The organism is Burkholderia sp. GW821-FHT14F03 (genome assembly GCF_058803765.1).
Genome location: NZ_JBXAPG010000072.1, coordinates 1 through 26,654, shown reverse-complemented (window position 1 = coordinate 26,654; position 26,654 = coordinate 1). Strand labels below are relative to the sequence as shown.

Genomic DNA, 26,654 nt, shown 5'->3' with positions numbered 1-26,654 from the left:
GTTTTTTCGGCATCGGCATATCCATGACTTTTACCTCTCATGATATGCCCCGCCCACAAAATCCCGGACAGGTCCCCGATCCAATGCCGCGGACGGCCGCGAATTTTCCCGATTTCTTTTGTGGTTATAGCCCCGGTATGTAACTCAACCGAACCCAGGGTCCAGCTTCGACTTGCTTCGCAAACTCATCATGATCGCCCGGATGAACGAGAAAGCGGTGCACATCATTCTGAGTTACATCCCAGAGGTGTCCGTCAGTGTCACGCACCACTGAATGCGCGTCGAACATCGTCCCCATGACGTCGTGCTCAGTTACGAGAAGCCATCCCGGTACCACCTGCCACGAAGGAAATCGCTCAACCCAAGCTGCGGCGTTTTGATGACAGCGGTTTGATGCCGGCATCCAGTCCTCAGGACATGGATTGACGTACTCGATGTGGCACACGTCCTTCCGATGTTCATGGAGAATCCTGGCCATTTGTGTCGGCATTCCGTTTCCCCTGATGCCGGCCAGGCCGGCCAATTTTCCTTGCTACCGTCATCGCCGCGACACGACGGCGACCGGTTCCCAGGCCGTCATGTCGGAAAGATCATAGTACTGGGCACCCGGATAGCCCTGTGCCAAGTTTCCGCCTCTTGCTCGGAGCGGATGTAGCAGTCATACGCGTCGAGGCTGGCTGCGTGCGGCAAACGGCTGATGGGCTGTACCGCGTCCCGGCGCAGCTCGGCCCGGATCTCGCCCACGAGCTCGCCGCGATAGTGCCGGCGCAGCGCATGGAAGTTCGACGGCGACAGCCCGTAGCGAGGACCGTCCGGAAGCATCACCGGCACTTCGCCGCCTCCTGCCACGAGCTCGGTCACCCGCGCGGCGTACCCGGTCGGCGGCGACGTCACGCTCACGCGGTAGGTACGCCAGGTGCCGGTTAGCGGACTGCGGGACTGGAATTTAAAGCTTCTGGTTACGGATGCTGACATGGGATTTTCTGTTTTCCTATGTATCGCGCTGCCCTTCGGCGTCTTCGTGAATCGTATCATTCACGTACTGCCAACTATCGATAGGCGACGGCTCCTGATCTTTCGCTGCCCGGATCTCTTTCGCCTTCTCATAGTCTGCATCCGTAGTCATGTACTTCTCCGCCTCCGCGTTGACTTTCGCGTACTTCACATTCAAGTCTTGGACATGATTCGACAGGGAGTCGAGTGCAATTTGCCCGTCGAGGAAGAGAGCTATAAGCCTTTCGCATTCGCGAGCAATCGCAAGATATTGATTCGCGACGCTTCGATGTCCCTCGTACCCCTCCTTAAAATTGAAGAACGTTTGCACGGCACTGAGTACAGCTGCAGCAAGTGCGAGTACACCACCAATCCACTTACCTATGTTTGGCACATCCGCCTTTATCAAGGCGAACAAAAGGGAACCAACGAGCACGTTGATAATTACAACGGGCATTCCGACCGCCACATGCAGATTGCGCCCCCTCTTGGCAGCCTCGAAGTGCGTATGCTTGGATAGATGGCAGTTCTTTCGGAGCTTCTCTATCACTGCAAGGGTACGAGGTACAGACCGCATTTGCACGCTCCTTGTCAAGTGGGACATCCGATGGAAATGGTGGTTCTTCCACGCGCCAAATGCAATTCCTATGTTCGGCGCGGGCGCGCTCGGCGTGGGCGCGCCGATACCACGAATATCGGCAGCAATCGGCCACTGCTTGAATGCTCGGGTCGGGCAAAACACCGGCGAATAGTCAATAGCGAGGGCATGGATCGGGTAGTTGGAGCTTTATCACGCTGGCGCCGGTGTGGGGGGCACCAGGTTGACGAGCAGGTGCTCGAAAATCGTCGGCAGCGATTCGCTGAGCGCAGTGCGCACAGTCATTTCCTCGCGAGAGAAGTCCAGCTTTTGCGCATCAAAGTGTCCACCAATCAGGGGCCGCCCGGCCCCGCTCCACGGCGTCCGAAAGGCCACCGCGGTTGGGCCGGGATGGCTGTAGGCGTTGTAATGCTTCCGCGCCGTGCACAGTTGCGCGACCGCCTCGACTTCTACGCCGATCGCTGACGCGTTCCACGCTAGCTGATCGAGCGCCCGGTGCGCGCCAGTGTCTTGGTGGCCCTCGTCGAGCTTTTTCCAATAGAGGCCGACAATGGACCGCCCGCTCCGCTTCTTTACGATCGTCAACGGCCGATCCGCCACGCACAGCGTTGCCATCGCGACGCCCTCAATCGCCTGGCGCATCAGGTTGCCAGCGGCAGACAGCTTGCCCGCCAGCAGCAGCTTGGTGGCGACCACGATGTCGTCCAGCACGCCGACAGCGAAGCTGGCCACCAGCTTGGCGCGTTCTGTGCCCAAGTGGCCTACAGCGGCGATGAGCGGATCTACCTCCTTAAATGCCAAGGCGAGCGCGGCGGCCAGTTTGTCCAGTTCCGGGCCGAGGTGGCGAACGAAGTCGTCACGCACCGCCTGGTCGGAGCCAATCAGCTCGTTTCGCACGACGGCCCGATCTGCCAGGTTAAGGGTAGGTGGTGTGATGCTCTTCATCGCGCTTCTCCGGCGTCGAGGAGTGTTTACTCGGAGATCAAGAAACGCGTCCGGTTCTTCGCTGCTGCAATCCAAGCCGGCGCGCGTCCCTTTCCAGACCACGTAGCACCCGATTTCGGATCGCGATACTTCGCCACGCTCGGCGTCGTCGCTTTACGACCGCTCGGTGTTCTACCCGTGCGCTGGCGCCCGAACACGTCCTTCTCGGTCAGCCCATAAGCGGCAACCTTAGCGCGCACGTCAGCAATCACCTCCTTGATTTCCGCGGCCCGCAACTCCTCGGCCTCAGCTTCCAGCACTTCAATCTGCGCCTTCACATCCGACAACGTCCGCTTTCTCGCTACCATGGTTTTTCACTCCGGTTGTTTTTCGAGATCCAGTTTACGCGCGACCGCCTGCCGCTTCACTGGAATCTCATTGAGATTGAGCATGTACCCGCTGGCGCGCGCTACTTCAGATGGCGAGTAGATTGGGCTGGATCAGGAACACGGCAGGGTCATTACCGAGCCAAGCGAGTTTCCTACTTTACGGTTCGGGTGGCACGGGTATATATCAGATTGTTCCAGCCTGCTTCAAAAACGTATACGTAGGCGAACTCTGCGAGATGCTTAGCATTTTCGATATCTTTCATCACCTCCAGTATCCAGTGGTCGGACTGGATAGCTGTAGTTATCATCCAAAGAATAGTCAGGAGGACCATTCCGACCGCGTACGCAAGCATCGCAAGAGCTACGAACCAATTTGCAGTGCGCATCAAGACGATCAGTGCAGCTAGTACTCCCGCAGGTTCAAGCAAGAGCCCAAAGCTACCGCCGCCCCATATGGCAAAAACCGTGTAAAAAATCGTCTGAACGCCGATCAACTTCAGCCACGCAGGAAGCGTTGCGTCGAGCGCATCATCTTGACTGATCTCCACGGCGCGCTTTTCCGATCAAATATTACCGTCTTCGGAAAGTCTATCGAACAGCGCCGCCGCGGCCTTCACGGCAATGTCAACACACCCTTGGATATGCGGCGTTTCTCCACGCGCCAGTGCTCCCCCAATGACGTCACCGAGAAGCTTCTTCGACACCTCCGCAATAAATTGGTCTCGTTCGCTCATGTTTTTACTCTTTCCGGCTACCGGCCGGTACGCGGTGCGCGTGCGCGCAAATAGTGTTCCGTTAGCTCTCTGAGCATCAGTCGGGGAGACGCGTCACTTCGATGATCGGCACGCCATCGGGACCGGTCACCAGCGCTAAAAAATCGCGGCTCACGCCAGGATGCGGAATAAAGCGCGGATCAGCGAATGGATGGCGGTCGCACGCATAGGTGACATCAAGCAACTGAGCGCCCAGCTCGACCAGCGAATGTGCGCAGAACTCCCAGCCATTCAAGGATTGCTTATGCGCCATCCAGCCATGGATCACGCGGCCGCCGAGGCCTCGTGCGACCCACGCCGCGGCAATGTCATGCACACTCCCGCAGGTGGCTCCCATCGTGGCAGCTGATTGGCGTAGCGCCAAATCGGTCGACCATAGTGGGGCCCTGCAGCTAAGGCATTGCGGATCGCCGTATCAGCAGCGACCAGTGCTACCGCTCGATCGGAATTCGGCAAGATTTCGGGCATTGGCGATCCGTTATCCACTATCGCGTATTTTCGCCCGTTGTCGCTACAGCAACGCCATCTGTTCGCCGCCTTGCTCGCCAACAGCGGTCGTTGGATGCTCGCCTCCCGCATCGTCGGGCAACCCCATGCTTGCGCTTCGCTGCCGACTTTCGGGACTGTCCGTTTGCCGATATTGGCTGCCCCAGGCGGGACTTAGGACGACAGTCGCAAAGAGTGCGTTAGGCCCGATCTGGATGCAAGCGTCCACGTGTTTTCCTAGGCCATATGTGGTTGGTGTCATGCCGCATTCAACGATTCCAAAGCCGCTCGATAGCCGTCGTGCGGGTAGCGTGGCCAGCCGGATGGCACACAGAAGCCGTGTCGGCGTTCTATGTTCTTGAATTGCGCGTGCCAACCGGTGTCCCGAGCGAACAGCCAGCCTGAAAGGCCCGTTCCTTCGAACTGATCGTACGTGACGTCAATCAGGACATTGCCAACCTCAAACCAAGCGTGTGTCTGCTCAGCCGAGAGTTCCGGGTGCCCATCGCCGCATACATACATCCCGTCATATCCGAGCTGCTCCTTTAGCAAACGCGCAACAATCTCAGTCGCCGGGCCGCAAGCTCCTCGAGGAAAGTCAGCGAACATCGAACTAGACCTGCCGTATAACCCACTCAGGCCACGGCGGCAAGATATTGCAATCCGCTCAACGGCCGCGCGATCGATCATGATTGCCTGTTTTCCGTTCACATTGGCCCTTGGTGTCGCGTAACCGTGTCATGCATGCTAAGGATGTTTTTAACCATGCTGGCCACTTCCCCGTCGTCCATTGTGTTGACCGTCGCTTGAACAGTCCCTTCGCTACCGGTCGCGTCCTGACGGGTGATGTCCCGTTGAAGCTTACGGAATTCGTCCTGAATTTCGATCGGCAAATCTTCCGCGTTCAAGCGGATTAGGTTGGAGACATAAGCCCCAACCAATCGCTCACGTTGAGACCCTGCACCCGCCAGGCAATCGATAGCCAAATGGAATTTTTCCCAAGCGTACGACATGGATTTCTCCTTTTCCTTGTGCCGGCGCGGCCGGCGTTTTCCGTGGTGCTGGCCTGGCCAGCGTTATCGTTATGATCTGGCTGACCACGCTTCACTTAGCATTTCCGTTGGTGATGTTGACCAGCAGCTCGTAGGGAGCGCCTGCTCTGCACAGTAGCGAAAAGAATCCGTCGATCCTGTGAGGGTGCAGCACAAATGCGTATGCTGGCTCGCCATGAGCGAAGGTCGGATCGATCAGCGTGCCGTCGGGATTGCGCACGACCGAATGTGCGATCAGGCGCAGCGAGGCATCCTCCTGCTCGATGGCAAGCCACCCGCGCACTGGCTGGGTGCCTGGGTGGGTGACTGTCCAAGCGTCGACGGCATCGTGACAGTTCGGCTTTGGATCGGTTGCTGGACGTACGTGCTTAATGGGCTGTGTGCGCCGCGCAGCGCCAAGACCGTCAGTAATCGCAGTTGCGAGCGACTCGTACCCGGCCGGGTGCGTCCGAACTTGTGCCATTGCGCGGTTCCCCTATACCTGACCACTTGCGGTCGCGGGCCTGCGCGATCGCATTCGCCGCGAGAGTCTGGGACGTCTCTAATACAACACCGCTATCCCATTCAAGCTTGACCTGGTCGTCGGCCGCCCGCGCCTCAACACAGGCGCGCTGGATCTCCTTCGTCGCGCGCACGCCGATTTGGATACTAGGAAGCGCTATGCAAACTGCAAGTTTGACGATGTTTCGGACGGCGTGTGGATGCGGATTTCATGCGAGGGCTACCAGGTCCAGCGTGCGCCATTAACGTCCGCCGAAGCCTCGCTTTCCGAGACGCAGCGCTGCTGCTCCGCGATGAGCGCGATGGCGACCATCAGATCGTCGACAGTCCGGTCGAGCGCGTCGGTGCCGTCGAACGGCACCTGCAACGCCGTGGCGTACTCGCGCGTTGGTGTGCGCACGAAGCCGCCCAGCACCTCGAGCTCCACGCGTTCCAGCGCGCGGATCTGGCCGCGGCCGCCCGACCGCTTCGGCGCAATGCGCAGCGTCACGTGCACGGTAGCCGTTTGCACCGATCCATCGGCGGACGTGGCGGCGGCTGGCACCGGTTCGTCACACTCAGCCGGCGTCGAGCCGCCGGCCGCGCGCGGTGCGCCGGCCGACATCGCCTGCCGGAGGAACAGCTCGGCCTCCCGGTACTGCCTGGCCAGCTCGACGGCCGAATAGATCGAGGTCGTGCTGTCGAAGAACGAAATAACTGCGAACAGAACGAATAACCTGCGAATGGCACAATTTGTGCCCGCATGCAGACATGGCGCGGCTTTGTTGCTCATTCATTCAGCTCGACCACGCGTTGCCTTGCGACAACAAGCTTTCAAGTTTGAACGAAAATTCCGCGAATATGTTGCAGAGTGAACGCATAAACTGCAAATGTCTCATCCCGCCCGAGCAGCGCTTCAGTGGCTTCCAAGCTCGTCCCGAACAAGCTCCCCGTGCACGGCAATGCGTCGCACGGTATCGGGCTCGCAATTTATTCGTTCATATTCGCAGTCATTTCGTTCTTCGACAGTAGGCAAAGACCGCACACTTTTCGAGATCTAGAGAAGCGTCGCTAGCGTTGGTTGCCTGGCCAGTGGGTCGACATTGTCCACTGGCATTTCCTCAGCACCGCGAACCTCGCTGACCTGATCCCATGGCACACGGCCGACGGTGGAACGCTCATCAACGAATACCCCTACGTAGGGACTCTGCTGCTCAGTTGGCTTCATTCCTTCGTTGTCCGTCATGGCAGCTTTCCGATCACGCGCATTCTTTCTATATTTGCATGCATAGTCGATATATAGCGTCGCGAACCCGGCGTTCAGCCTTGATTTCGACATTTCATGCTCTACGCTGAATTTAGCGTGCAAGCTATCTATTGGAGACCTTCCATGAAACCCATAAGAGCTTTACTGTACCTCCTTCTCGTTTCGCTTCCTGCTCTCGTCCTAGCTCAGAACAACCAAGGCACAATGACGACAACTACGCAGCAAGCTGCGGATGCGGCTAAGCGGCAACACGATACTGGCACCATGAACGAAAACGCTGCGCGACAAATGCAGCAACTTGAGCAGCAAGAACAACGACCGACACCAAAGCCGTCCCCATCGCCAAGTCCGAGTAGCGATCAGTAGGTGGGCTCGGTTCAAATCCACGTCTACGCTTGCACGCACGATCAATGTTTTCCGACTTATGAGGCGCTGCCGGTGCGTTCTCGGAAAGCATCGATAGCCGCCAGGTGAACGCGGTAGAGCTGCTGCCCGTGCGCACTGAGAGACAGCTCGTCAACAAACGACGGCTGCACATGGAACGTCGGGTCTCCGCTGATGCGAACCCCAACTACGTACCAAAGAAGCGTCACGGGAGATCTGCCAGGTTCTCGGTTTTTCGTCTCGACGTCTTCACGCACTACTTTGGTCAGGGCCGCCATGGCGGCCTCACGCCCTTGGTCAGCCGAGAGGGTGAGAATGCGGTCCAATATCAGCCCCGGACTGCTGACAAACGAAATTTTGCTGTCTTCCATGTTCGACGTCTCATCTCCGGCTTCGGGCCGTTTCCGGGCGCTCGGCGCCAATGTTTTCCGTGGTCAAAGGTTGGGTTTGGTCAGTGCTTGCACATGTTAGAGAGCACGGTGATTGCGACAGAGAACAGGACCGAGATACCGGTGGCGCCTGCCGCCCACATGTTGCGGCGAGCAGCGTCATCGAGAAATTTCTGCATTCTCACCCCGCCGTCTAACACCGCAGGGGGAGCTTTAGCTTTCGCAGACCAAAACCAGAGTGCTGCAGCAATGAGGCCGAAGACAGCGGAACTGATTTGCAGCCAAAGCGACATTTTTTGCATCCTCTCCGTGGGTGTCAATGCCGGCCAAGCCGGTCTTTTCCTAGTGGACGCGTGCCGGATACACGTTTTCCCTTGCGTCAGCTCGACATGACGCCGAGGATTTTTACGTCAGACAGCCGCACCCGCAGACGACGCGCTACTGCACGTTGAGCGCGCGTAACCAGATCGAGTCCTTTGGATGGGTCCGTTACGCGAGCCACGAATGCGACACTACCGGTGACGCGTTCGCCGGATTGCACCACCTCGTAGGTAGCCGCCACCGCAATACGTTCCATCGCGCTTTTCCGTTTTCCGATCAGTCCGCAATCATGTCGCTCAGTCGCACCAAAACTCGACGGGCAAACTCCGGTGCGGCTTTCTTCGCAGCCTCGGCGCTCGCGAAGTCGTGCGCGGCGTAACCAAGGTAGTAAAGGCGAAAGCGGCCATCGCGCTCATGCTGCAAAGACATGTCATTGCCAGCAAACAACGCTGTGTGTGAGCCTGGCGCGCTGCTGTTGAGCCATTGTTGTTGAGGTTGCTCCGCGAGCCTTTTGCTCGAATCCATCAATTCAATTTTCATGCCGTTTTCCTATTCGATTTGCCCGACCGCAAGCTACGTGGCGATCGCAGCCAACGCTCTGTCGATGCTAAAGACTGTTGTCTCTCCGGTCGCTGTTACGACAGCAAACGCCTTAGTCGTGTTGTAACCACCGGAAGGACGTTGCTGATTGTCGAGTTCTGTCGTCACCTCTACAGCATCTATCGCAGGGTAGTTCGTCGCAGCACAGTAGCGCCGGTAGACATCCAGAATATCCGACCGGTTAGGGTCCGCGACCTTCGTTCCAGGAAGCGTGGCCTTCCGTATCACGCTGAAGTACGATCTCGCGGCCGTAAGCGTCTGGAAACCGCCGTTGTTGAGCAGTTGAATCTGCCGGGATAGGCCGTCGTACTGGGTGGCCAACACATAGCCGAGCGGATTCGTACCAACCGTCTGGTTGACTTGGGCCTGGGCCCAGATCTGGTAGACGGTTCAGCGTATAGCTCGTCCGATTCGTCTTTCCCGATACGGCGTCAGTCCGCTGACCGGTCGCTGGTATCTCGGTCGTGTGTTCATCGCTCCAGCTCAATTCGCTTCGCAATCGACAGACCGAACTTCGCTGCTCAGCTCCGCACCGTTTCGTAGGCGAGTTCGACGCCCCGTGCGGCCAGCATCTCCTCAACCATGCGCAGGCTCAACGGAAAACGGTAGTACAACCAAGCGTCGTAGTAGATAATGTCCGGCGGAAACCGGTAGTCCTTGAACGAAACCGGCGCCGCGTGCCGGCGACCGATTTCCCCGATCTCCGAAAAGATGACCGAACTGATCGCCGCGTTCCTGCTGAGCGACATTCGCCACATGATCGACACGGCGCGCGCCCGCGCGGTGGCCGCCGTCAATGCGGAACTGACGCTGCTCTATTGGCAGGTGGGTCGCCGCATTCGGGACCACGTGTTGCGCGGTGAGTGCGCCGGCTACGGCCAAGATGCTCACCGAACAATGGCGGTAGTTCTACAGCGAGCGCCGGCCCCAGAGCGCACATCGCTATCAACCTCTCGCCACGGTCCGTCGAGCCTAGCTGGATTCCGATAATATCGACGCGAGACGCACTGCCTGATTGGCGACAAAATGCCGCAGCAGGTCAAGTTGCTGTATGTGAAAACGAGGCAGGGTCAAGAAAGGGCGGTTTCTCGTCATGGACACACGATTTTTGGAGAGCTTTGTAATTGTCGCCGAGCTAGGTTCGATTGCAGAAGCGGCCCACAGACTTAACCTGACGCCGGCAGCCGTGGCGCAGCGGATCAAGGCGCTTGAGCAGGAAATCGGGTGTTCACTGGTATTACGAACCGGACGGACCGTAAAACCAACCCCCTCGGGACTAGCCATTCTGCCGCGGGCGCGCCTGTTGGTGCGTGACGCTCGCGACCTGCGGTCGATCGCAGCCGACGATCTTCTGGCTGGTGCAGGGGAATTGCGGTTAGGCGCCACCGCCAGCGCCTTGACCGGCGTGCTTCCCAATGTGATTGCCAACCTCACCAGTCGTTATCCGAGGATCGAACTGTTTGTGCGCCCCGGCTCGTCCGTGGAGCTTTACCCGCTCGTTGTCTCGGGCGAACTGGACGCCGCTATCCTGGTGCGGCCAGAATTTGCAACGCCAAAGTCGTGTGGCTGGCACACCCTTCGCGAAGAACCCCTGATCCTGATTGCACCGGCGGCCATGACGATCGATGAGGCGGACGCGGTGATCGAACGCGAGCCGTTCATCCGTTATGACCGCAACCACTGGGGCGGTCGAATCGTTGATCGCTATTTGAGGTCGAAGCAGCTGAAAGTACGGGAGCGGTTCGAGATGGACGCCCTGGACGCCATCGCAGCGCTGGTTAATCGTGCGCTCGGCGTCGCCGTGGTTCCAGACTGGGCTCCTCCATGGCTCGAGCGACTTGACCTGCAGAAGGTTCCGCTTGACGGATTCACGGAAAGGCGCGAGGTAGGTGTCCTGTGGAATCAGGCGAGTCCCCGGATCGCCTTTGTTCGGACCTTTTTGCGCGCCTGCACGGAGGAGCATCCCGGCTAATACATTTCCTAGCAGAGAACTTGGCGGACCATCTAGCCCTGCGGGCAGAAGAATTACCAAGCGACTCTATCCTTGCGAGGGGAAGTGGGAAAGTCGCTCTGGCGCGAGCGCTCTCAGGGCCCTTCTGATCGGGCCATGATATGGCCAATGCCCTGTGGCGTCCGCGATGACTACCGTCCGCCATCGAACAGAATCGCATCCACCTCGATATCGAATCCGGTAAAGGCCGATATCGTGAGAGTACGTGCCGGTAGCGGCTCATCCACATAGGTGCGATAGATGCGATCGAACTCCGCGGCATGAGCAGCGTCGCGCAGATAGACATTCACCTTGACTGCGTCGCGCAGGGTTAGCCCGCCAGCCTGTGCGACGGCGTTCAGATTGTCCAGTGCAAGCCTCGCCTGCTCTGCAAACGGAGCTCCGGATGGCCGTTCTCCCTCTAACGTCCGAGGAGTTTGCCCTGAAAGAAAGACAAAATGGCCTTGCGCCCGAACTGCCTGACTATAGCTTCCAGCGGGAGCAGGTGCCTCGCTCGACCTGATGGCATCACGCTTCATCCCGCCCCCTCGAGGCCCTGCGAAATCGCAAGCTCATGCAGGACGCTAACGATTCGATCCAGAGCCGCGGTCCACTGAGCCTCGTCGCGAGCGTAGCAGAGGCGAAAGAACCCCTCGCTCGACGGCCCGAATTGATACCCGGGACTCACCAGAACACCGGCATCGGTCAGCAGCTTCTGGGCAACAGCAGGGCCGGATAGTCCCAGCGCCTCGACATTCACCCACACATACGCCGTGCCTTGCTGAGGCTCAAGCCTGAGCCACGGCAGGCGTCGCAGACTTCGGATCGTGGCTTCGCGCAATGCCGATAAGTCTACGATCCGTTCGGCGAGCCACGCCCTGTCTTCCCGCAGCCAGGGCACCAGAAGGTGCTGGGCATAAGCTGGCGCCCGCAAGGAGGTAATCGATAGCACGTTTTCGATTCGCTCCGCGATCATGGGCGGAGCGACCACCACCCCCAGTCGATAGCCACTCAGCGATTCGGTCTTGCTGGGTCCGAGCAGCGTGACCGTCCGCTCCTGCATCCCGGGCAGCGCGGCCAGGTGAGTAAATTCGACGCCTGGATAGACAAGACGCGCATACAGTTCGTCGACAACCACTGTGACGTCAAACCGTTGCGCCAAGTCAGCGATTCTGGTCAGCACTGCCCGAGAAAACACCGCGCCAGTCGGGTTGTTCGGATGCGAGAACACAAAATAACGTGTCCCCTTTTCGGCAAATTCAGTTTCGAGCGCATCGAAGTCGGGATGTGGATCACCAGGTGTCAGCACAAGCGGGACGTTTCCGATTTCAGCACCCAGGAAACGCAGGATACGCTCACTGAAAAGGTAGTCAGGGTCCGTGAGGGCAACCCGGTCGCCGTTTTCGATCAACGAGGAAAGAGAAGCAAACAGGCCGGCCTGCGTGCCCGGCGTGAACGCCAGGTTTTGCTTCGCATCAACGGGAAAACCGAGGAATTCACTGACCGCTTCGGCGACTGAGTTCAGCACGCCCGGGTGACCGCGATAGCCCGTATAGGCAAGAGTGCCATCTTTTGATGCCTGGTCAAAGGTTTGGCCAGCCCACGACGGAGGTGGAAACCGGACCGTATCAAAATGGGTCGTGTCGAGAAACCCTTCGGCGGCAAGGGCAAGCAGGTTCAGATCCGCATGTCTGACACTTCCGTCAGCAGCACCCGGCCGCCCGGGAATCCGAAGTTGGCGGATGCGCTCGGGTTCTGTAAAGGTGTTCTTTGTCATAAAGTACGCTCCTGTTAAGAAACATTCGGTCGAAACGAACGTTGGGTATTGCTCACCGCGGCAGGGATCATCGGACTCCCAGATAGCCGAGGTGATAAGCGAAAGTCACCGTGGGTAAGAAACCTGTCGAACAACACGCAGTATTCCGCGCATAAAACATGTAGCATAACTAATATTAAAGTCGTGTCATTGAACAATGACTGCATTGCAAAGATGTCGATCAGACGTTTACTGACAGGCTCGCATCGATGATCTGTGCCGCACTGAGAAGTGCATGATCCTCGCGAAATTTTCCAACAACCTGCAGGCCAACCGGAAGCTCGCCCGTCCGGCGTGGAAGGGGAAGGTTCACCTGCGGCAACCCGAACGCCGTCCAGAGTTTTATGAAATCTGATGGACCAGTACGCTCGAGACCGACCGGCGCAACACAGCCACAGCTCAGGCCCACGACGGCGTCAAATGGCGTAAGTTTGTCGGCGAGCAGTATCGACAGCCCGCCCAGCCGCGCCTTTGCAGCGGATTCCGCGTCCCAGGTGACGGATGCAGCAGATTCGAACATCGCGAGGGTCTCCGCACTGAGGTTCGATTTCTGCTCGCGGTATTCCTTCCAGAGGGAACGTGCGCCTTCGCAATCGTTGATCAACTGCTGATCGTCAAAGACGTCAGAAAACTCCTTCGGCAATACGAGCTCGGTTACCACGTGCCCCGCGCGGATCAGCGTCTGGATTGCGTGTTCAACGGCGGTCTGAACAGCAACATCGGCCCGGTCCCATCGCGACGTCCGGCAGAATGCCAGATGTAGCGGCGAGTGCGCCGCTACCACTGCGGGGAGACCCGGCACCAACACCTTGGCAACCAGCTCGAGATCCCGTACTGACCGGCCGTACCAGCCAACGGTGTCGAAGCTGGGTGCTAGTGGCTTGACGCCCTCGAGCGACACAAGTCCATAGGACGGCTTGAGGGCATAGAGCCCGCAGTAGGAGGCCGGTTTAATTAGGGACCCCGCTGTCTGTGTTCCCAACGCGATCGGAAAGAACCCGGCCGCCAAACCGGCAGCGGAGCCGGCGCTGGAGCTGCCGGGCGTTCTCGCGAGATCGTGTGGATTGCGGGTTGGACCGCTGTGCATATAGGCAAATTCCGTCGTGTGCGTCTTCCCGACGATATTTGCACCAGCCTGGCGTAACAGCGAGACAACGTGTGCATCTCGCGTCGGTCGGTGACCCCGGTAGATCGGCGAAAAATACTCTGTAGGATGACTGGCCGTGTCGAAAATGTCCTTCACTCCGACCAGGACGCCAGACAGTGGGCCTTCGCACACCGCGTCCGACGGTGAGGCCTGCAAACGAACGATCTCGGGGTCAAACGAAGTGAACGCACGGATCTCCTGCTCCCGTCGCAAGACTTCGCCGATGAAATGTTCAGCCACGTTCCCAGCGTTTGCCGAGCCCGATCGAACTCGCTCAGCGATGCCGGTGGCGTCAAGGCCGCCGAAGTCAGTCATGGAATCATCCTTTTTGGTTAAGTTCTCGCGAACCCGTCGAATCGCCAACCTCTGCGCGATGGCTTCATGCGTGAGCCACACCTTTGTGCAAACGCCTGCAGCGCCATCTGCCCGCCACGGTCCGGAAACCCGTTGCGTGTGAGCATTTCTCAATGCACGTGTTGAAGAAATTCCCGCAGTCGCGGGTTCTCCGGCTTCTCCAGCAATTCTGCGGGCGGCCCGTCGACGGTGATCTTCCCGTGTTCCATAAAGATCAGTCGGGTACCAACCTTGCGGGCAAAGGCCATCTCATGCGTGACGACGATCATTGTCATGCCCTCTTCGGCGAGCCCCTGCATGACCTGAAGGACTTCATGACGAAGTTCCGGATCCAGCGCCGATGTCGGTTCGTCGAACAGCATCAGCTTCGGCTTCACGGCCAGTGCACGGGCAATTGCAACGCGCTGCTGCTGACCGCCCGACAGTTCACTGGGGTAATGGCCAGCCCGTTCGCCCAGACCGACCTTGGCAAGGAGTTCTCGAGCCTGCTGCTCCGCCCCGCGCCGGGGTGTTCCGCGAATACGTCGAGGTCCGAATGCAACATTCTGAAGTGCGGTCATCTGGGGGAAAAGATTGAACTGCTGGAACACCATGCCCGCTTCCTGACGTATTGCGCGGACCTGGCGTTCTCCACCCAGAACACTGAGTCCGTCGACGACAAGGTCTCCGCCATTGATCTGCTCAAGTGCGTTAATGCAGCGCAGGAGTGTTGACTTGCCCGACCCGGACGGTCCAATGAGGACGACCTTTTCACCGGCCTCAATCGACAGGTCAACTTCGTTCAGGACTGTGTGGGGCCCGAACCGCTTGGTTACCTTGTTGAAAGATACGATGCTCATACGGTCCTCATCCATTTTTCCGTGGTTCTGAGAAGAAAGGTCAGCACGCCGATCATGATCAGATAGATCGCGGCGACGGCGGACCAGATTTCCACGGCGCGAAAGTTCGTCGCCATGATTTCCTGGCCCTGCCGCGTCAGTTCACCCACGCCAACCACGATGAAGAGCGACGTATCCTTCAGGCTCACAATGAATTGATTGCCCAACGCCGGCATCATGCGCCGAAAGGCAAGCGGGCCCGTGATATAGACAAGCACTTTCCAGAACGGTAGCCCCAAAGCCATGCCGGCCTCTTTCAATCCGCGGTGGATCGACAAAAATGAACCCCGGACGATTTCCGCAATATAAGCGCTGGCGTTAATGGTGATGGAGACCACGGCTGCGCTAACCGGTTCGACCCGGATGTTTACCAGTAACGGCAGAGCGAAATAGATGAACATGACCTGGACGATGATGGGTGTACCGCGGATCACCTCAACAAAGACAAAGGCCATCGCATTGGAAATTTTGTTGCCATATGAGCGTATCAGGCCGACCAGCAAACCAATCACGACACCGCCGGCAAGACCGGAAAGCGCGATGAGGATGGTCAGGCGCGCACCTTTCAGCAACTCGGGCAGCGCTTGCCATATAACTGACCAATCAAATTGCACTGGAGCATCTCCCTCTGCGGCGCGATGACTGGATCATCGCGCGCTATCGTTGAAAATCAATGATTGACCGGTTCGGCGCCGAACCATTTTTGATAAATGACGGTATATGTACCGTTCGTTCTGATTCTGGCGAGTGCCACATCAACCTTGTCTTTCAGCGCACTCCCTTTGGGAAACGCAATTCCGTACTGCTGGGCCATCATCTGCGGACCGACGGCCTTTACCTTTTTCTGGCCATTCACCTTGATGTAGTAGAGAACGCTCGGCGTATCGTGCATGGCCGCATCTGCGCGTCCGGTAACTACCTCGAGATAGGCGTTGTCGCTGTTAGGGAAAAGACGAAGATCGGTGTTCCGGAAGTTCGCCTTTGCATAGTCCACCGCTGCAGTCCCGGTTTTCACTGCAAGGGTTTTTCCTGTGAGTCCGTCGTGACCGGTGATGGCACTGTTGACGGGCACCATCAGCGTGAAGCCACTGTCGTAGTAGGGTGCCGAAAAGTCCAGGACTTTCTTTCTCTCTTCCTTGATCGTGATGCTCGCCAGTCCGACATCAATCTGCCTTGTCTGGAGTGCAGGGATAATTCCGTTGAAGTCCATCGGCTGTATTTTGTACGTCGCACCGAGCTCTTTTGCGATTGCATCCCAGATATCAATGTCAAACCCGACGTATTTATCGCCCTTTTTGAATTCGAACGGAACGTTTGCCGCATCTACCGCGACGACAAGTTCGCTCGCGTGACTGGTCGTGATGGCGATCGCGCTGGCGCAGACCAACGCGATCGCGACGGATTTCAATAGTTTCATGACGGTGTCTCCTGCAGGTTGTCCTTCTCTTTCTACGGGCCTGCCACGCGCGTTCGCGTATTCATCGACCTTCGCTACGCGACGTGACCTGCCCTGACAATTTTCGTGATGCCGCCTGACGTTGTGCGAACCATTGCGCGACCGAATTTGCGAGGGCTAGCGCCTGACAACGGGGGCGCGAGGTTGTGCACAACAGGTCCCGGCACGTGAGATGTATCCGTCACATGCACGAGACCATGCGGCATTGTGCGCACGTTATGAATGTAGAAAAATATGTAATTTCAATCTTCAAACGATAGATAATGTTTGCTGTCGAAATTATGCCGTCGTTGGCGAGCATCAACATGCCGACGACTGGCAACGACGTACGTTTTCCGCAGAGTTCAAACGGCAAGCCGCGAGCCTGGTGCTCGACCAGGGCTATAGCCATGTGGAGGCGAGCCGCTCGGTCGGCGTCGGCGAGACGGTACTGCGTCGCTGGGTGCACCAGCTCCAAATGGAACACCAGGGCGTCATGCCGCAGGGCAAGGCAATCACGCCGGATCAACAGCGTATTCAGGAACTCGAGGCGCGTATCGAACGCCTCGAGCGTGAGAAGGCCATTTTAAAAAATGGCTACCGCGCTCTTGATGTCGGAAGGCATCGAACGTACGAAGTAATTCATCAGATTCACGCGCCAAATATCGTGGCATCTCGATATGCTGGATGCATGCACGCCCACGGCGATTCCGTGTGTACTCGCGGATCCACATTCGCGAAACGTCGCGTCCACTCGCGCGGATCCGGGTCGGAATGGACCATGCGCTTATTCTCGAGCGCGGCGTGGAAGCAACGGCTGATCGCCTCGCTGACCTGCTTCGGGTCCTCCAGCGCCGAAAACGACACCTCAAGGCTCGATGAGCTGTCCGCGCACACGAGCAAAATGAGGTCCCTGTAGTCTCTGATGTCCTCCCAGAACTCCGACAAATCGAAGAACCACCCTCCTTGGAAATACCAACACGCGTGCCACACGTAGCCCTCGCGGAGACCCAATTGAACATCCTCAGGCGCGACGGGCGTAGCCCACGGCCGTTTGGAGTACTTGAGCCAGAAGTCCGTGGTGTATTGCGCCCGGGCATGCGGGATCACATTCGCGTCGGCGTGGTTCTCTCTGACCCAGTCATGGACCAGCACATCGGCCCAGGTTGGGTCGACCAACGACTTGTCATTGAACGACGAGGCGGCACGAAGGGCTCCGCTCTCTAGGTCCCGCAGCGTCTGCTCCAGGCGGTCGAGATCATCGACATGCGGTCGGCGGCAGTGACCGATACGGTTGCGGATCGCCTTGAGCTCGACGATTCGGCCCGCCCAGATCTCTCTCCGCGGCAAGAACGGGGCGAACTGCTGCCAATGCGCGATCGTCAGCTCCAGCAACGGCGCCGCATCCAGATACGCCAGCTCATCCAGGGCGTCGGGCGACGGCATGTGATGGTACGCCTCGTCCTGCCGCTGCCGACTCACAGCGTTTGATGACAATGCGTCCGCCCACGCCGCGCCCTTGGCGCTGCGCAACTCCACGTAGACCAGCGAGCGCAGCCAGGTTTCCAGTTGCCACCAACGGCTATACAGCGCCGATGCCGCGGCCGGCATGTTGCCGGTCTCCCAGCTCGCGATCAAGGCTTGTTGAACCTTGACCGGCAGGTGTTGCCAGCCTCCCTCCACGTCGAACGCCATAATGCCTCCGATAGGTTGGTCCCCAATGCCGAATCTACCGCACCTTACTCGCCGCGATGGTCCGCCAGCCGCGCGTGGTATTTCGCTGTTTCCTGCCGCATGCATTGCTGTTCCGCGTTCACGTAGATCGTGGTGGTCTGCAATGACGCGGCCCAGCGCCTGCTGCAGGAGACCTCAAGCGCCATCCCGGCCGCCGCGGCTTGCGTGCCGAACGTGTGGCGGAACGCGTGTGGCGAGGTCTGTGCCAGCTGCCGCCGCGACGACTCGACCAGCTCGGGCAGCTGCTCGATAAGCCGGCCGAGTGCGCGAATCACGACGCGACTTGCGCCGCGCGACGTGTAGCCGGCCACCCGGGTGACTTCTCCATTCTCCACACCGAACTTGTCGCGGCCGGCTGGCGTCGGCGGCACGACCGTCGGCGCGACGAGGGGCTGGTCGGCGTCGCCGGCGTCGAGGTCCAGTGCGCGATCCCGCCAGTGTTCGCGTAGCGCCTCGACCGTGTCCTCGGTGACCGGCACGAAGCGTTCCTTGTTGCCCTTGCCGATCACACGCAGGATCCAGGTCGCTGGCGTCTCGTCCTCGGCAGGCCACCACTTCAGGCCACCGCAGCTGACTGTCACCGCCTCCTCGATGCGCAATCCGGCGTCGCCCATCAGCACTCGTGCGACGCGCCAGTTCCAGGATGCCGGCGGGCCGGCGTTTTCCTACAGTTCGTGTTCTCTCATGGACGTCGATGCGACGGTTGGTCCCGAAGCGAAAGGCGCGTGCGCTGCACGTCCGTTGCTAGCCGCTTGATCTCCGCGGCAATTTTATTGAGGTCGGCAGCCGACATCGGAAAGTGCTTCATTTCGCCCCCCCGTCCTTCCTTCGCCGTCGTCTTTACTCTCACAATCTGTCCGTCGTCGTTTCCCGCCCAAACGGAATGCGTTACCTGGTTTCGTTGCTCCTCGACATTGCGAATCCGTGCCATCAACTTAACGAACTCGACAGTTTCCTCGCACTTGCCAAAGCGGTCGACCCAGAGACTCGCAGCGAGCACTCGGAGATTTTTAAAGGACAGCTCGACGGTTACCGCTTGGCCCGTCGATACCTTGCCGCCCAACAATGTGTGTACCAAGGACTGCAATACAGCTTCGAGCATCGTGAAAGGCACCGTAATGTCGCCGATTGCTTCAAGGTGCTCGGAGCCAACCGGGTGCTGCATCATCGTTTTTGCCCTTATCCATCGTCGGCTGCGCCGGCGTTTTCCGTGTTATCCAACTAGAGCCGCCTTCAGCCACACTGGGCATCCTGTTCGAAACATTATTCCCAGCACGACCAGCGCTCCGAAGATGGCCGCCGCCACAAAGGTGTCCCGTGTACGATTCATTGATCGCTCCCTGTCGATGTCGTTGAGTGCTTCGATTACACCAGACAATTCTTCATCGAACTACGGCGAAACGATCGCTATGCGGGGAGTGTTTCCTCCTTTTCGCGTTTTCCGACTCAAACCTACCAGGTCCAGCGTGCGCCCTCCACGTCCGCCCAAGCCTCGGATTCCGAGACGCAACGCAGCTGCTCCGCGATCAATGCGATCGCGACCATCATGGCGTGGATGGCCCGGTCGAGGGCGGTCGGTGCCGTCGGACGGCACCGCTAGCGCGGTGACCTGTTCGCGCGTCGGCGTGCGCACGAAGCCGGACGGCCGCCCGCGCGACCGACTGACTACCCGAGGCTATCGATTCTAGTGAAAGAACGCCAGGGCGGACACCAGCAGAGCAACCAACGACACAACAACCGCCGTGACCGCGACCAACAGGTTCGCGGTGTTCGACATGCGCGCATAGTAAAACTCGCGCATGCGTTTCAGCATCTGGTCGGCCTTCTCGAGGTCGACGCCGTCGATTCCATTCGGGAAACTCGAGCGGAATTCCGCCTGGACCTTCGCATCGATCGCATCATGCATCTCCTTGTTCCACGCATCCGTCCAATCGACGAAGAGACGAACTAACCGCCGTTTATTCAAGCTGCTGGCTATGGCCATCACGTTCCCCGAATGATCGATTTCCCAACTTTACCCCGCTCGTCATTTGACGGCTGTCACGTTTGGCGGTTGAGCCGCGCGTGATACTTGGCGGCCTCGCGCCGGAGTCTCGCTTCCTCCGGCGAGATGTAGATCGAGGTCGTGCCCAGCGACGCGTGGCCGAGCGTGCGCTGCACGACTTCGAGCGCCACGCCGGCGGCCAGCATCTGCGTGCCCACCGTGTGCCGGAATGCGTGCGGCGACGTGCCGGCCAGCTTGCGTCGCTCCGGTTCAGTCAGATCCGGCATCACCTCGAGCAGCTGCGCGATCGCCCACTGCGTGAGCCCGCGCGCACCACGCACCGAGTAGCCGCCCGTTGCCGTACCCGCGGTCTCTCCGCCAGGGTCGGCGGGTTCGCCGAATTTCTCCCGGGCCCGCGGCGTCGGCGGGACGACCAGCGGCGCCACCAGCGGCAAGCCGGGCCGCTCGGTCGCGGCCGCCGCGTCGAGATCCTGCTTGCGATCGGACCAGTGCGCGCGCAGCGCGTCACGAACGCGACGAGTTCGCCGAGCGTGCGGATCTCCTCGCCGTCCAGGCGCGCAGCGACGAGCGGCCGGACCAGCGGCCGACTGGTGTTGAGGGAAGCCGTTAAAAAGCCCGGGAAGTGCTTTGCCATGGCCACGATACGCGCCGCTCGCCAATCCATGGAAACTGGTGCTTGGAGAGATCGAGGGGTTCCTGATTCAGGGGGGCCACACGCACCTGTACTATGTTGTGTGCTCCCGCGCGACTCCAGCGCATGTGCTGGCCCTTGCACATCCGGCGACCGATGATTCGGTTGATTGAGGATTCGACGAAGCCGGTCGAGATTCATCGGCCAGCGCGTTGCCGTGTGCGGTAGTCGATCAGCGAATCGCGATTAGCTTGTAGATATGTGACCACGTCCAGGAGTTTGCGGCGCGCCTGTCTGACCTGGCAGCTCGAATCCGGATCGCGCTTCTCGCGCAGGTCAAGGAGTCGGTGGAGTTTTTTCGCGAGCCCTTGCCAACCTGCCGCATCCCCAGTCCAGACTAGGTTGCGGAAGCGAACAAACAGATCCCACAGTTCGAATGCTGATCCGTTCACAGTGAGCTGCGCGTACGCCAGGGGCGCGACTGCCTGGTCGGCGTATCGCAACATTCGACCGATATGAGCCCAGTCGAGCACCCACTCGGTATTGAACGGAAGATCAGCTGAAACGCCTGTCAGGTCGAGTGCTCCATCGGTCAGTACGCAGACATCGTTCGAATCATCGTAGCCACTGTCTCTCAGGAATTCAGTCATTTCCTCCTGCAAATGCCTGCTGCGCGGCATCGCGGATGCCCAAACTCTCGGTTGCCTACCTGTCCGCCCCAAAGCCGCGACCACACTGCCAGTGACGAAGATTCCTTCCCCGTTGTCGTCCGATTGCCCTTGCTCGCGCCTTGGCCGTTGCTTCGGGCGCGACGAACATAGCCAACGTCAATGCCGAGTTCGGCATCCGGCTTCGTCTCGTCGCCCCATCGATGCGCGGGTCGGGCGTGCTGTATGCATTTGCCGACATTCATCGTGTGATTGCGGATCGTTACGTGACTGTCACGACCGGACATCGGTAACAGCAGATTCATGATCTGCCTGGCCTGCCGATATGGCATTGATGCACCGAGTTCCGCATGCAGCCATCGTAGCTCACCGGTAGTCACATCCGTAAAGTAGTGCTTGAGCGGCGAAACATACCTGGAAGCGTCCGCGCCGCAATCGCAAGCCTTCCATCGGTCTCGGCAGTAGAATACCTTCCCGAGCGTGGTCTTCAGTTCAGAGCTGTGGCTATCGTGGAGGCGGCGAGGTACACCACACGCCCGACATGCCCTGCGCGAAGTGCAGAAGCATGTGATTTGCTCGACAACAAATTCCTGCTGGATACTATTGATCAGCGACTTCCCTTCAGCGAGGGACAGCCCGACGTCTCCGAATGTCGGATCACTGGTTGTCCGGTGAAGTCGGATTACTTCTACGCGCCGGGTCTCAGTCCCATCGCCATCGTCGAACTCCAGAGTGACCGTGCATCGCATGGCTCCCTCCGTCTCATAGACAGGAAGGAAAACCATACCTCGTTGTGCGATCACTTCCCAGGCTTTTTAACGGCTTCCCTCAACAGTTGGTGCTGGTCGCCTGGCCAGCAGCGGCCACATCTGGCGACGGGCCAACTTCTCGCTTCGCCCCGCCCTTTGACCCGAGCATTCTGCGCAGTGGGACGGGCGCCTTCCCGGCCTGTCAGGGGCGCCGGTACCGATCGTTTGACCACCAGACGATCTTTCACCGATAGTTATTTACTAACCTCCCACCACCAGGCAATACAAGGAATAGGCGGGGCTTCGCTAGAAATGGAGCGTGGTATGTCGGTAAGACCCTCGCATGTAAATGTAACCTGCTGACCAGGGCCGACATCAACATAAAGATAGCGCCTGGTGAGCTGACTCCAGACCAATCCTCCTCCGACATAGTCAACAAGTGAGTCAACGAACTCGCGAATAACTGGATCATCAGTTGACGTCAATATCGCCCGCCTTAATTCTATAAATCTGTTTGCAAGTAGCTCATAGATCCGAACGTAACCATTTATTATCTCCGTGCCGGTGTATCCATAATGATGCGCTACCACATCAACCATGTTGTGGTCATGGCCGGGTGAACGGTGCGCCTCTTTATAGTAAGAGTAGATCTCACTCCCCCAGTTCAACACCATATCGGCCATTTCTGCCATGGCACGTAGTCTTCGGTCTTCCCAGGTGCGTGGAGATATTTTTATCTGTCGCACTATTGTCGCAAGAGCAACATAGGCTCTTCCTCCGCCACAGAGTAATCTTAACAGCGCGGCGTCATTCAAGTCTGGCATGATTTTACTTTGTACATTATGCACCTTGAAGACTTCAGCCAAAAACCAGCCCTTGACAACATCAGCCCACAAAGCCACCTGCTCTGGTGGGGCAAGCTTGTCCATACGTATCCTCAAATCCCGAAATGCAAGTGCGTAACAGTTGCTGCTATCGATAATATATTCTGGAGATTCAATTGCTCTTACGATTTTTACAAGTGCCGCCACTAATAGCCCAGGGTTGTCTCGAGTGGGCCCTTCATCGCAGTAATAGTCATCGCATGCAAAAACCAATGCTGAAAAATCCGCGGCGATCTGTTGTAGCTCGAAAGGCCCTGCTGGGTACAACAGTCCTGTTAGACCGCCACTGATCCGTCCCTGAACCAACCACTCGCGCGACTTTATATCTGGGTACAGTTTAAACCTGTCCAGAAAATTTATTGCACCTTCCTCAAGCAACTCTATATAAGGGGATTGATGGACGGGAAATGGCCAGAATAGAGCAGGCAGATTTGGAATTTCTCTATTGATATTTGATGCGTGGTTTTCTGATTTCATGAATTGCACCTCGAACTAGTTAACATTGGGGATACCGGACAAAATTGCATTGCATGAAATTTCCGTAATCTGCCGGGCAGTCAAGCTATTCAGTTTCTAGCGGTTTGGTGGCTATTACGCTATAAGTTGAGACCTCGTTCTTGAGCAGGGCTACCGACCAGTTCTCTGCCAGCACCCTCAGTTCCTCTAGTGCGCCCGTTACGCCATAGGGGAACAGTTCGCTGTTTTCAATATTGGCCCTGGAATCCATCAGCCAGCGGGCGACATCAATATTGGCGGGCAGGACCCGCATGTCACGAACGGAGAAGCCACTCAGTTCGAGGACTTCGCGAAAGTATGCGGGGGTCTTTCGGTGCCCGCAGGCCAGACGGTCGACCTCGTCAGGGGTGTCGGAGGTGTAAGCCTGCAGAGGGATGTTGTAGAGGTTGTCCGAGATGATCACGCTACCGCCCGGGCGAATCCTGCTGGCGAGGGCGCGCATGGAAGTTTCGTACAGCTCATTGGGGAAGTGGGAGATCACCCCGCGAATGATCACCAGGTCATAAGGCTTGTGCGCATCGGGCAACAACTCGATGTCCTTGGCATTGCACAGGTAGAGATTGACACGCTCCGACAGCCCCTGCCCGGCGTGAAATTTCGCGCAGTACTCCAACTGGCTCTGACTGACATTCACCCCGTCCAGGTGCCGACATTCCGGAAAACGTTCAGCTAGGAACTTAAGGATGTAGCCCCAGCCACAGCCGATATCAAGAATGCGCTTGATCGGCGGTCGATCGGGCTCTTCTAGGCCGGCCAGTTTCAGTTGACGCTCGAAGTAACGAATCCCTGACTCGTCGAGGCTGATCGGAGGAGTGGAGCGTGGATCGTCATAGACCCCGAACTGGAACAGGAGGTAGTCGCCGATGGCCTTGCGCCAATCTTCGGGGCTGTCCTTGTAGGTATAAACGACCTTTTCCTCATAGGTATCGACACTGGAACCCCGGATGATTCGATACGGCAAACGGGTGTCATCGGAGATGGCCGACTCTCGGGCTCGAATGCTCATGGCTGTCTATCCTTGTGAATATTCGCTTCACGCTCTGGAGGGAAACGTAAACCTGCCCGTTGCGTCGTCACTGATGAGGCTTTGCAGTTCTTCCAGGTGAAGGGCCTGGCGGCTGCCCGCGTGTGCTGCGCCGACGAACGCCATCGCGAGCCAGTCGCGTGTCGCGGCGGCCTTCGGTGGACAGTTGGTCACAGCGAATTTTCATTGGTCAGGCCAACGAGCGGCGCTATCCTAGGTGCGCAAGCGAGGGGGGGCTGAACTGGCGCTACGCTTCGCTGGCGGTAACGGTGGAGTTTGCGTGGCAGCGGCCGGTGCCGATGGAGGTGATCTCTTAGCTGCAGTTGTCCTTGCTTTGGCCTTTTTGGCTGCAGGCGGTTTTGCCCGACCGGTCTTAGGTGTGCCGCTTCTCGTCGCTCCCGTCGGGGCTGCTTTCTTCGCTTTCGATTTCGTTATCGTTCCTCCCCCACTGCGAGAGGTTCTGACTTTCCGCCGCTTCCAGAAGAAATACGAAAGTTCTTCCTTAAGTGCCTCCGAAATGACCTCCGCTAAGGCTAAGATCATCACGGTCCCACCGAGCAGGCAGAAATACAACGATATCTGGTGCCCCGTCAGATCCTTCATGTTTACAAGCGTACCGATACCTCCCGCCACACTCGCAAGCGTCTTTATCGATGCTCCTTTAAGAGGAGACCGCATCACGGGGATCGAAGTATTGGCGAGGAGAGCCGAATATTCAGGAATCACCTGCGTACCGTGACGCCTTTCCAGCAATGCGACTGTTGGTCGCTTACTTGAGCGCACTATCCCTCTTGCGTCGATCGACGACCGCAGGACACGCTCGAGCATGAGGACGACGTCGCGCTTATCGATGCTCGAAATCGCTATGCGCTCACGTCGCCCCTTTTTCAGACCAGCCGTGACCTCACTGACTGCCTGCCGAAAATCTTCCGGCCGGTGAAAGCCGGGAAGTGTCAATATCTCAAAACTGGGCAACCCTGCAATCGAGGCTGAAATGTTGGTAACGAAGAGTTGCCGCACTAACAGGTCATGGTTGTCCATTCTTTTAGTCCTCGTCTTGCTCGCGAGAGCTCTGTTCCGTTGCCGTACTTGCCTGAGTAATCGCTATGAATCCCAGTGCGACGGTCCAATCCGCCGCTCACCGTCTCGTGTCTGGTCATCCCTCTGACAGTAACCATTCCGTTGGTCAGTGCGATACTCGGCCGGGACGCAGCTGCACCGGCCTACAAACGCTGAATGTGAATTTCGAGGTTATAGTGCCCAGTGTCGCAATCCGATTTGATGTTGGGATAGTCGAACACCTTGTGCCATCGGGCGGGTCCCTCGCTGTGCCATCCATCTTTCCCATTCAAATTGCCAGCCAGCGACGCGCCGTCCAACGTTAATCCGCCACCGAACAAGGGCGCGTCGCAGTTTTGCGAGATGAGCTTTGCGCCAGCCTTAATTAGCGCTGCCGGGATCTGAATGATCGGGTCGTCGATATGTATGCCGATATCTCCGGATACATTCATCAGCCCCTTGAGCACGTCGTCCCTTTTTTTATGTCCCGAATTTACTGCCGCCCAAGACACCGAAAGCATTGCCCCCGAATCGTCCGGCACAGCAATCGGCTTGGAACCGATTTTCCAGATGTAGACGTCGTGCTTTCCGACCTCAATTGGCCCTGCTGCCTGAACAAACTTCTGCCCACCTGGTCCCAGCACGGTGTAGGACAGATAGTCCGTGTCCTTGCCATGCGCAACACCGTTCCACACTGTCATGTTGCCGAAACTGACGACGTATCGGTGAGCGGGAGGGGGAGTGGCGCTTGAAGCAACTTGGGCGAAGGTGGCCCATGGCACGGAAAGACATACCGCGGCCGCGACTGTCGCGGCGCTGAAGCGTGGGGCACGCATGATGGTCTCCTGCAGATGAGTCGTGCGACTCCCATCCCCGTAGCCAGGCCTTGCGTCGTCTCAGTGCGGTGGCCGCAGGAAGCAATTCACTTCTTCGTCACGTGCACGCTGATTAGGATACTAGGAAGCGCTATGCAAACTGCAAGTTGGCCAATGTTTGGGACGGTGTGTGGTGATCCGTGATCCGCTTGGGTTTGATCCGCTTGGGTTTCCCGGACCAGATCTAGAGCGAGTTTTCCGGCGTTTTGATCCGCTTGGGTTTCCCGGACCAG

31 protein-coding genes and 4 pseudogenes are annotated in these 26,654 nt (G+C 58.2%); 4 read left to right on the top strand and 31 right to left on the bottom strand.

The features are described from left to right. Positions 1-576: 576 nt before the first annotated feature. The 15 genes from AC1RQF_RS31135 to AC1RQF_RS31065 form a co-directional block, all read right to left on the bottom strand. Positions 577-900: a hypothetical protein gene (locus AC1RQF_RS31135; protein WP_492873916.1), complete on the bottom strand. Its 324-nt coding sequence runs from the start codon at positions 898-900 to the stop codon at positions 577-579. Positions 901-991: 91 nt separating this feature from the next. Next, a complete protein-coding gene (locus AC1RQF_RS31130; protein ID WP_492873915.1) occupies positions 992-1,570 on the bottom strand; it encodes a DUF4231 domain-containing protein in 579 nt (192 codons plus the stop codon). A 213-nt stretch (positions 1,571-1,783) separates the two neighbouring features. Then, on the bottom strand, positions 1,784-2,536 hold the full coding sequence (locus tag AC1RQF_RS31125) for a hypothetical protein (RefSeq protein WP_492873913.1): 753 nt from the start codon (positions 2,534-2,536) through the stop codon (positions 1,784-1,786). Between the two features lie 26 nt (positions 2,537-2,562). Then, positions 2,563-2,883 carry an H-NS histone family protein gene (locus AC1RQF_RS31120; protein ID WP_492873911.1) on the bottom strand — a complete coding sequence of 107 codons (321 nt, stop codon included), beginning with the start codon at positions 2,881-2,883 and terminating at the stop codon, positions 2,563-2,565. Positions 2,884-3,056: 173 nt separating this feature from the next. Next, positions 3,057-3,452 (bottom strand): hypothetical protein, encoded by a 396-nt coding sequence (locus AC1RQF_RS31115; protein ID WP_492873909.1) that lies wholly within the window; start codon positions 3,450-3,452, stop codon positions 3,057-3,059. A gap of 15 nt (positions 3,453-3,467) precedes the next feature. After that, the gene (locus AC1RQF_RS31110) at positions 3,468-3,638 is read right to left on the bottom strand and encodes a hypothetical protein (RefSeq protein WP_492873908.1); all 171 of its coding nucleotides are present in this window, start codon (positions 3,636-3,638) and stop codon (positions 3,468-3,470) included. Positions 3,639-3,714: 76 nt separating this feature from the next. Then, on the bottom strand, positions 3,715-4,014 hold the full coding sequence (locus tag AC1RQF_RS31105) for a hypothetical protein (RefSeq protein ID WP_492873906.1): 300 nt from the start codon (positions 4,012-4,014) through the stop codon (positions 3,715-3,717). An 856-nt stretch (positions 4,015-4,870) separates the two neighbouring features. Next, positions 4,871-5,176, bottom strand: coding sequence for a hypothetical protein (locus AC1RQF_RS31100; RefSeq protein WP_492873904.1), 306 nt, complete (start codon positions 5,174-5,176; stop codon positions 4,871-4,873). A 91-nt stretch (positions 5,177-5,267) separates the two neighbouring features. Continuing rightward, entirely contained in the window at positions 5,268-5,678 is a 411-nt protein-coding gene (locus AC1RQF_RS31095; protein ID WP_492873902.1) for a hypothetical protein, read from the bottom strand. A 258-nt stretch (positions 5,679-5,936) separates the two neighbouring features. Next, complete coding sequence (locus tag AC1RQF_RS31090) at positions 5,937-6,488, bottom strand: hypothetical protein (protein WP_492873900.1); 552 nt, start codon at positions 6,486-6,488, stop codon at positions 5,937-5,939. Between the two features lie 896 nt (positions 6,489-7,384). Further along, positions 7,385-7,717, bottom strand: coding sequence for a hypothetical protein (locus tag AC1RQF_RS31085; RefSeq protein WP_492873898.1), 333 nt, complete (start codon positions 7,715-7,717; stop codon positions 7,385-7,387). An 80-nt stretch (positions 7,718-7,797) separates the two neighbouring features. Then, positions 7,798-8,028 carry a hypothetical protein gene (locus AC1RQF_RS31080; protein ID WP_492873896.1) on the bottom strand — a complete coding sequence of 77 codons (231 nt, stop codon included), beginning with the start codon at positions 8,026-8,028 and terminating at the stop codon, positions 7,798-7,800. An 86-nt stretch (positions 8,029-8,114) separates the two neighbouring features. Then, entirely contained in the window at positions 8,115-8,312 is a 198-nt protein-coding gene (locus tag AC1RQF_RS31075) for a hypothetical protein (RefSeq protein WP_492873894.1), read from the bottom strand. Positions 8,313-8,332: 20 nt separating this feature from the next. Beyond that, positions 8,333-8,596 carry a hypothetical protein gene (locus tag AC1RQF_RS31070; RefSeq protein ID WP_492873893.1) on the bottom strand — a complete coding sequence of 88 codons (264 nt, stop codon included), beginning with the start codon at positions 8,594-8,596 and terminating at the stop codon, positions 8,333-8,335. A 33-nt stretch (positions 8,597-8,629) separates the two neighbouring features. After that, on the bottom strand, positions 8,630-8,977 hold the full coding sequence (locus AC1RQF_RS31065) for a hypothetical protein (protein WP_492873892.1): 348 nt from the start codon (positions 8,975-8,977) through the stop codon (positions 8,630-8,632). Positions 8,978-9,367: 390 nt separating this feature from the next. Here AC1RQF_RS31065 and AC1RQF_RS31060 point away from each other — a divergent pair. From AC1RQF_RS31060 to AC1RQF_RS31050, 3 genes and pseudogenes are all read left to right on the top strand, one after another. Then, a pseudogene (locus AC1RQF_RS31060) lies at positions 9,368-9,514 on the top strand (DUF1016 N-terminal domain-containing protein); the annotation flags it as partial. A 13-nt stretch (positions 9,515-9,527) separates the two neighbouring features. Continuing rightward, positions 9,528-9,632, top strand: a pseudogene (locus AC1RQF_RS31055) (integrase core domain-containing protein); the annotation flags it as partial. 117 nt (positions 9,633-9,749) lie between these two features. Beyond that, complete coding sequence (locus AC1RQF_RS31050; protein ID WP_492873890.1) at positions 9,750-10,628, top strand: LysR family transcriptional regulator; 879 nt, start codon at positions 9,750-9,752, stop codon at positions 10,626-10,628. Between the two features lie 170 nt (positions 10,629-10,798). Here AC1RQF_RS31050 and AC1RQF_RS31045 read toward each other — a convergent pair whose 3' ends face one another. The 6 genes from AC1RQF_RS31045 to glnH all read right to left on the bottom strand — a co-directional run bounded on the left by AC1RQF_RS31045 (position 10,799) and on the right by glnH (position 16,258). After that, on the bottom strand, positions 10,799-11,185 hold the full coding sequence (locus AC1RQF_RS31045; RefSeq protein WP_492873888.1) for a RidA family protein: 387 nt from the start codon (positions 11,183-11,185) through the stop codon (positions 10,799-10,801). Continuing rightward, positions 11,182-12,423, bottom strand: coding sequence for an aminotransferase class I/II-fold pyridoxal phosphate-dependent enzyme (locus tag AC1RQF_RS31040; protein ID WP_492873886.1), 1,242 nt, complete (start codon positions 12,421-12,423; stop codon positions 11,182-11,184). Before AC1RQF_RS31040 ends, AC1RQF_RS31045 begins: the two co-directional genes overlap by 4 nt. 220 nt (positions 12,424-12,643) lie before the next feature. Then, positions 12,644-13,924: an amidase gene (locus AC1RQF_RS31035; RefSeq protein WP_492873884.1), complete on the bottom strand. Its 1,281-nt coding sequence runs from the start codon at positions 13,922-13,924 to the stop codon at positions 12,644-12,646. A 149-nt stretch (positions 13,925-14,073) separates the two neighbouring features. Then, positions 14,074-14,802: a glutamine ABC transporter ATP-binding protein GlnQ gene (glnQ, locus tag AC1RQF_RS31030; RefSeq protein ID WP_492873882.1), complete on the bottom strand. Its 729-nt coding sequence runs from the start codon at positions 14,800-14,802 to the stop codon at positions 14,074-14,076. Next, on the bottom strand, positions 14,799-15,455 hold the full coding sequence (glnP, locus tag AC1RQF_RS31025) for a glutamine ABC transporter permease GlnP (RefSeq protein WP_492873881.1): 657 nt from the start codon (positions 15,453-15,455) through the stop codon (positions 14,799-14,801). Before glnP ends, glnQ begins: the two co-directional genes overlap by 4 nt. A gap of 56 nt (positions 15,456-15,511) precedes the next feature. After that, positions 15,512-16,258, bottom strand: a complete 747-nt coding sequence (gene glnH / locus AC1RQF_RS31020; RefSeq protein ID WP_492873880.1) for a glutamine ABC transporter substrate-binding protein GlnH — start codon at positions 16,256-16,258, stop codon at positions 15,512-15,514. 403 nt (positions 16,259-16,661) lie between these two features. Here glnH and AC1RQF_RS31015 point away from each other — a divergent pair. After that, positions 16,662-16,928, top strand: a pseudogene (locus AC1RQF_RS31015) (transposase); the annotation flags it as partial. Here the strand turns inward: AC1RQF_RS31015 and AC1RQF_RS31010 are convergent. From AC1RQF_RS31010 to AC1RQF_RS30965, 10 genes and pseudogenes are all read right to left on the bottom strand, one after another. Beyond that, a complete protein-coding gene (locus tag AC1RQF_RS31010; RefSeq protein WP_492873919.1) occupies positions 16,928-17,971 on the bottom strand; it encodes a Swt1 family HEPN domain-containing protein in 1,044 nt (347 codons plus the stop codon). The pseudogene AC1RQF_RS31015 and the gene AC1RQF_RS31010 overlap by 1 nt on opposite strands. Positions 17,972-18,015: 44 nt before the next feature. Further along, positions 18,016-18,624, bottom strand: coding sequence for a tyrosine-type recombinase/integrase (locus AC1RQF_RS31005; RefSeq protein ID WP_492873879.1), 609 nt, complete (start codon positions 18,622-18,624; stop codon positions 18,016-18,018). 68 nt (positions 18,625-18,692) lie between these two features. Next, positions 18,693-19,178 carry a hypothetical protein gene (locus AC1RQF_RS31000; RefSeq protein ID WP_492873878.1) on the bottom strand — a complete coding sequence of 162 codons (486 nt, stop codon included), beginning with the start codon at positions 19,176-19,178 and terminating at the stop codon, positions 18,693-18,695. Between the two features lie 516 nt (positions 19,179-19,694). Next, positions 19,695-19,994, bottom strand: coding sequence for a hypothetical protein (locus AC1RQF_RS30995; RefSeq protein WP_492873876.1), 300 nt, complete (start codon positions 19,992-19,994; stop codon positions 19,695-19,697). A gap of 56 nt (positions 19,995-20,050) precedes the next feature. Continuing rightward, entirely contained in the window at positions 20,051-20,440 is a 390-nt protein-coding gene (locus tag AC1RQF_RS30990) for a tyrosine-type recombinase/integrase (RefSeq protein ID WP_492873917.1), read from the bottom strand. Between the two features lie 181 nt (positions 20,441-20,621). Beyond that, positions 20,622-22,063 (bottom strand): annotated as a pseudogene (locus AC1RQF_RS30985) (ISKra4 family transposase). Between the two features lie 254 nt (positions 22,064-22,317). Then, the gene (locus tag AC1RQF_RS30980) at positions 22,318-23,424 is read right to left on the bottom strand and encodes a terpene synthase family protein (RefSeq protein WP_273996578.1); all 1,107 of its coding nucleotides are present in this window, start codon (positions 23,422-23,424) and stop codon (positions 22,318-22,320) included. A gap of 85 nt (positions 23,425-23,509) precedes the next feature. Then, positions 23,510-24,469, bottom strand: coding sequence for an SAM-dependent methyltransferase (locus tag AC1RQF_RS30975; RefSeq protein WP_273996579.1), 960 nt, complete (start codon positions 24,467-24,469; stop codon positions 23,510-23,512). Between the two features lie 231 nt (positions 24,470-24,700). After that, the gene (locus AC1RQF_RS30970; RefSeq protein WP_492873873.1) at positions 24,701-25,528 is read right to left on the bottom strand and encodes a hypothetical protein; all 828 of its coding nucleotides are present in this window, start codon (positions 25,526-25,528) and stop codon (positions 24,701-24,703) included. Positions 25,529-25,710: 182 nt separating this feature from the next. Continuing rightward, positions 25,711-26,382, bottom strand: coding sequence for a hypothetical protein (locus AC1RQF_RS30965; RefSeq protein WP_492873872.1), 672 nt, complete (start codon positions 26,380-26,382; stop codon positions 25,711-25,713). Positions 26,383-26,654 lie beyond the last annotated feature (272 nt).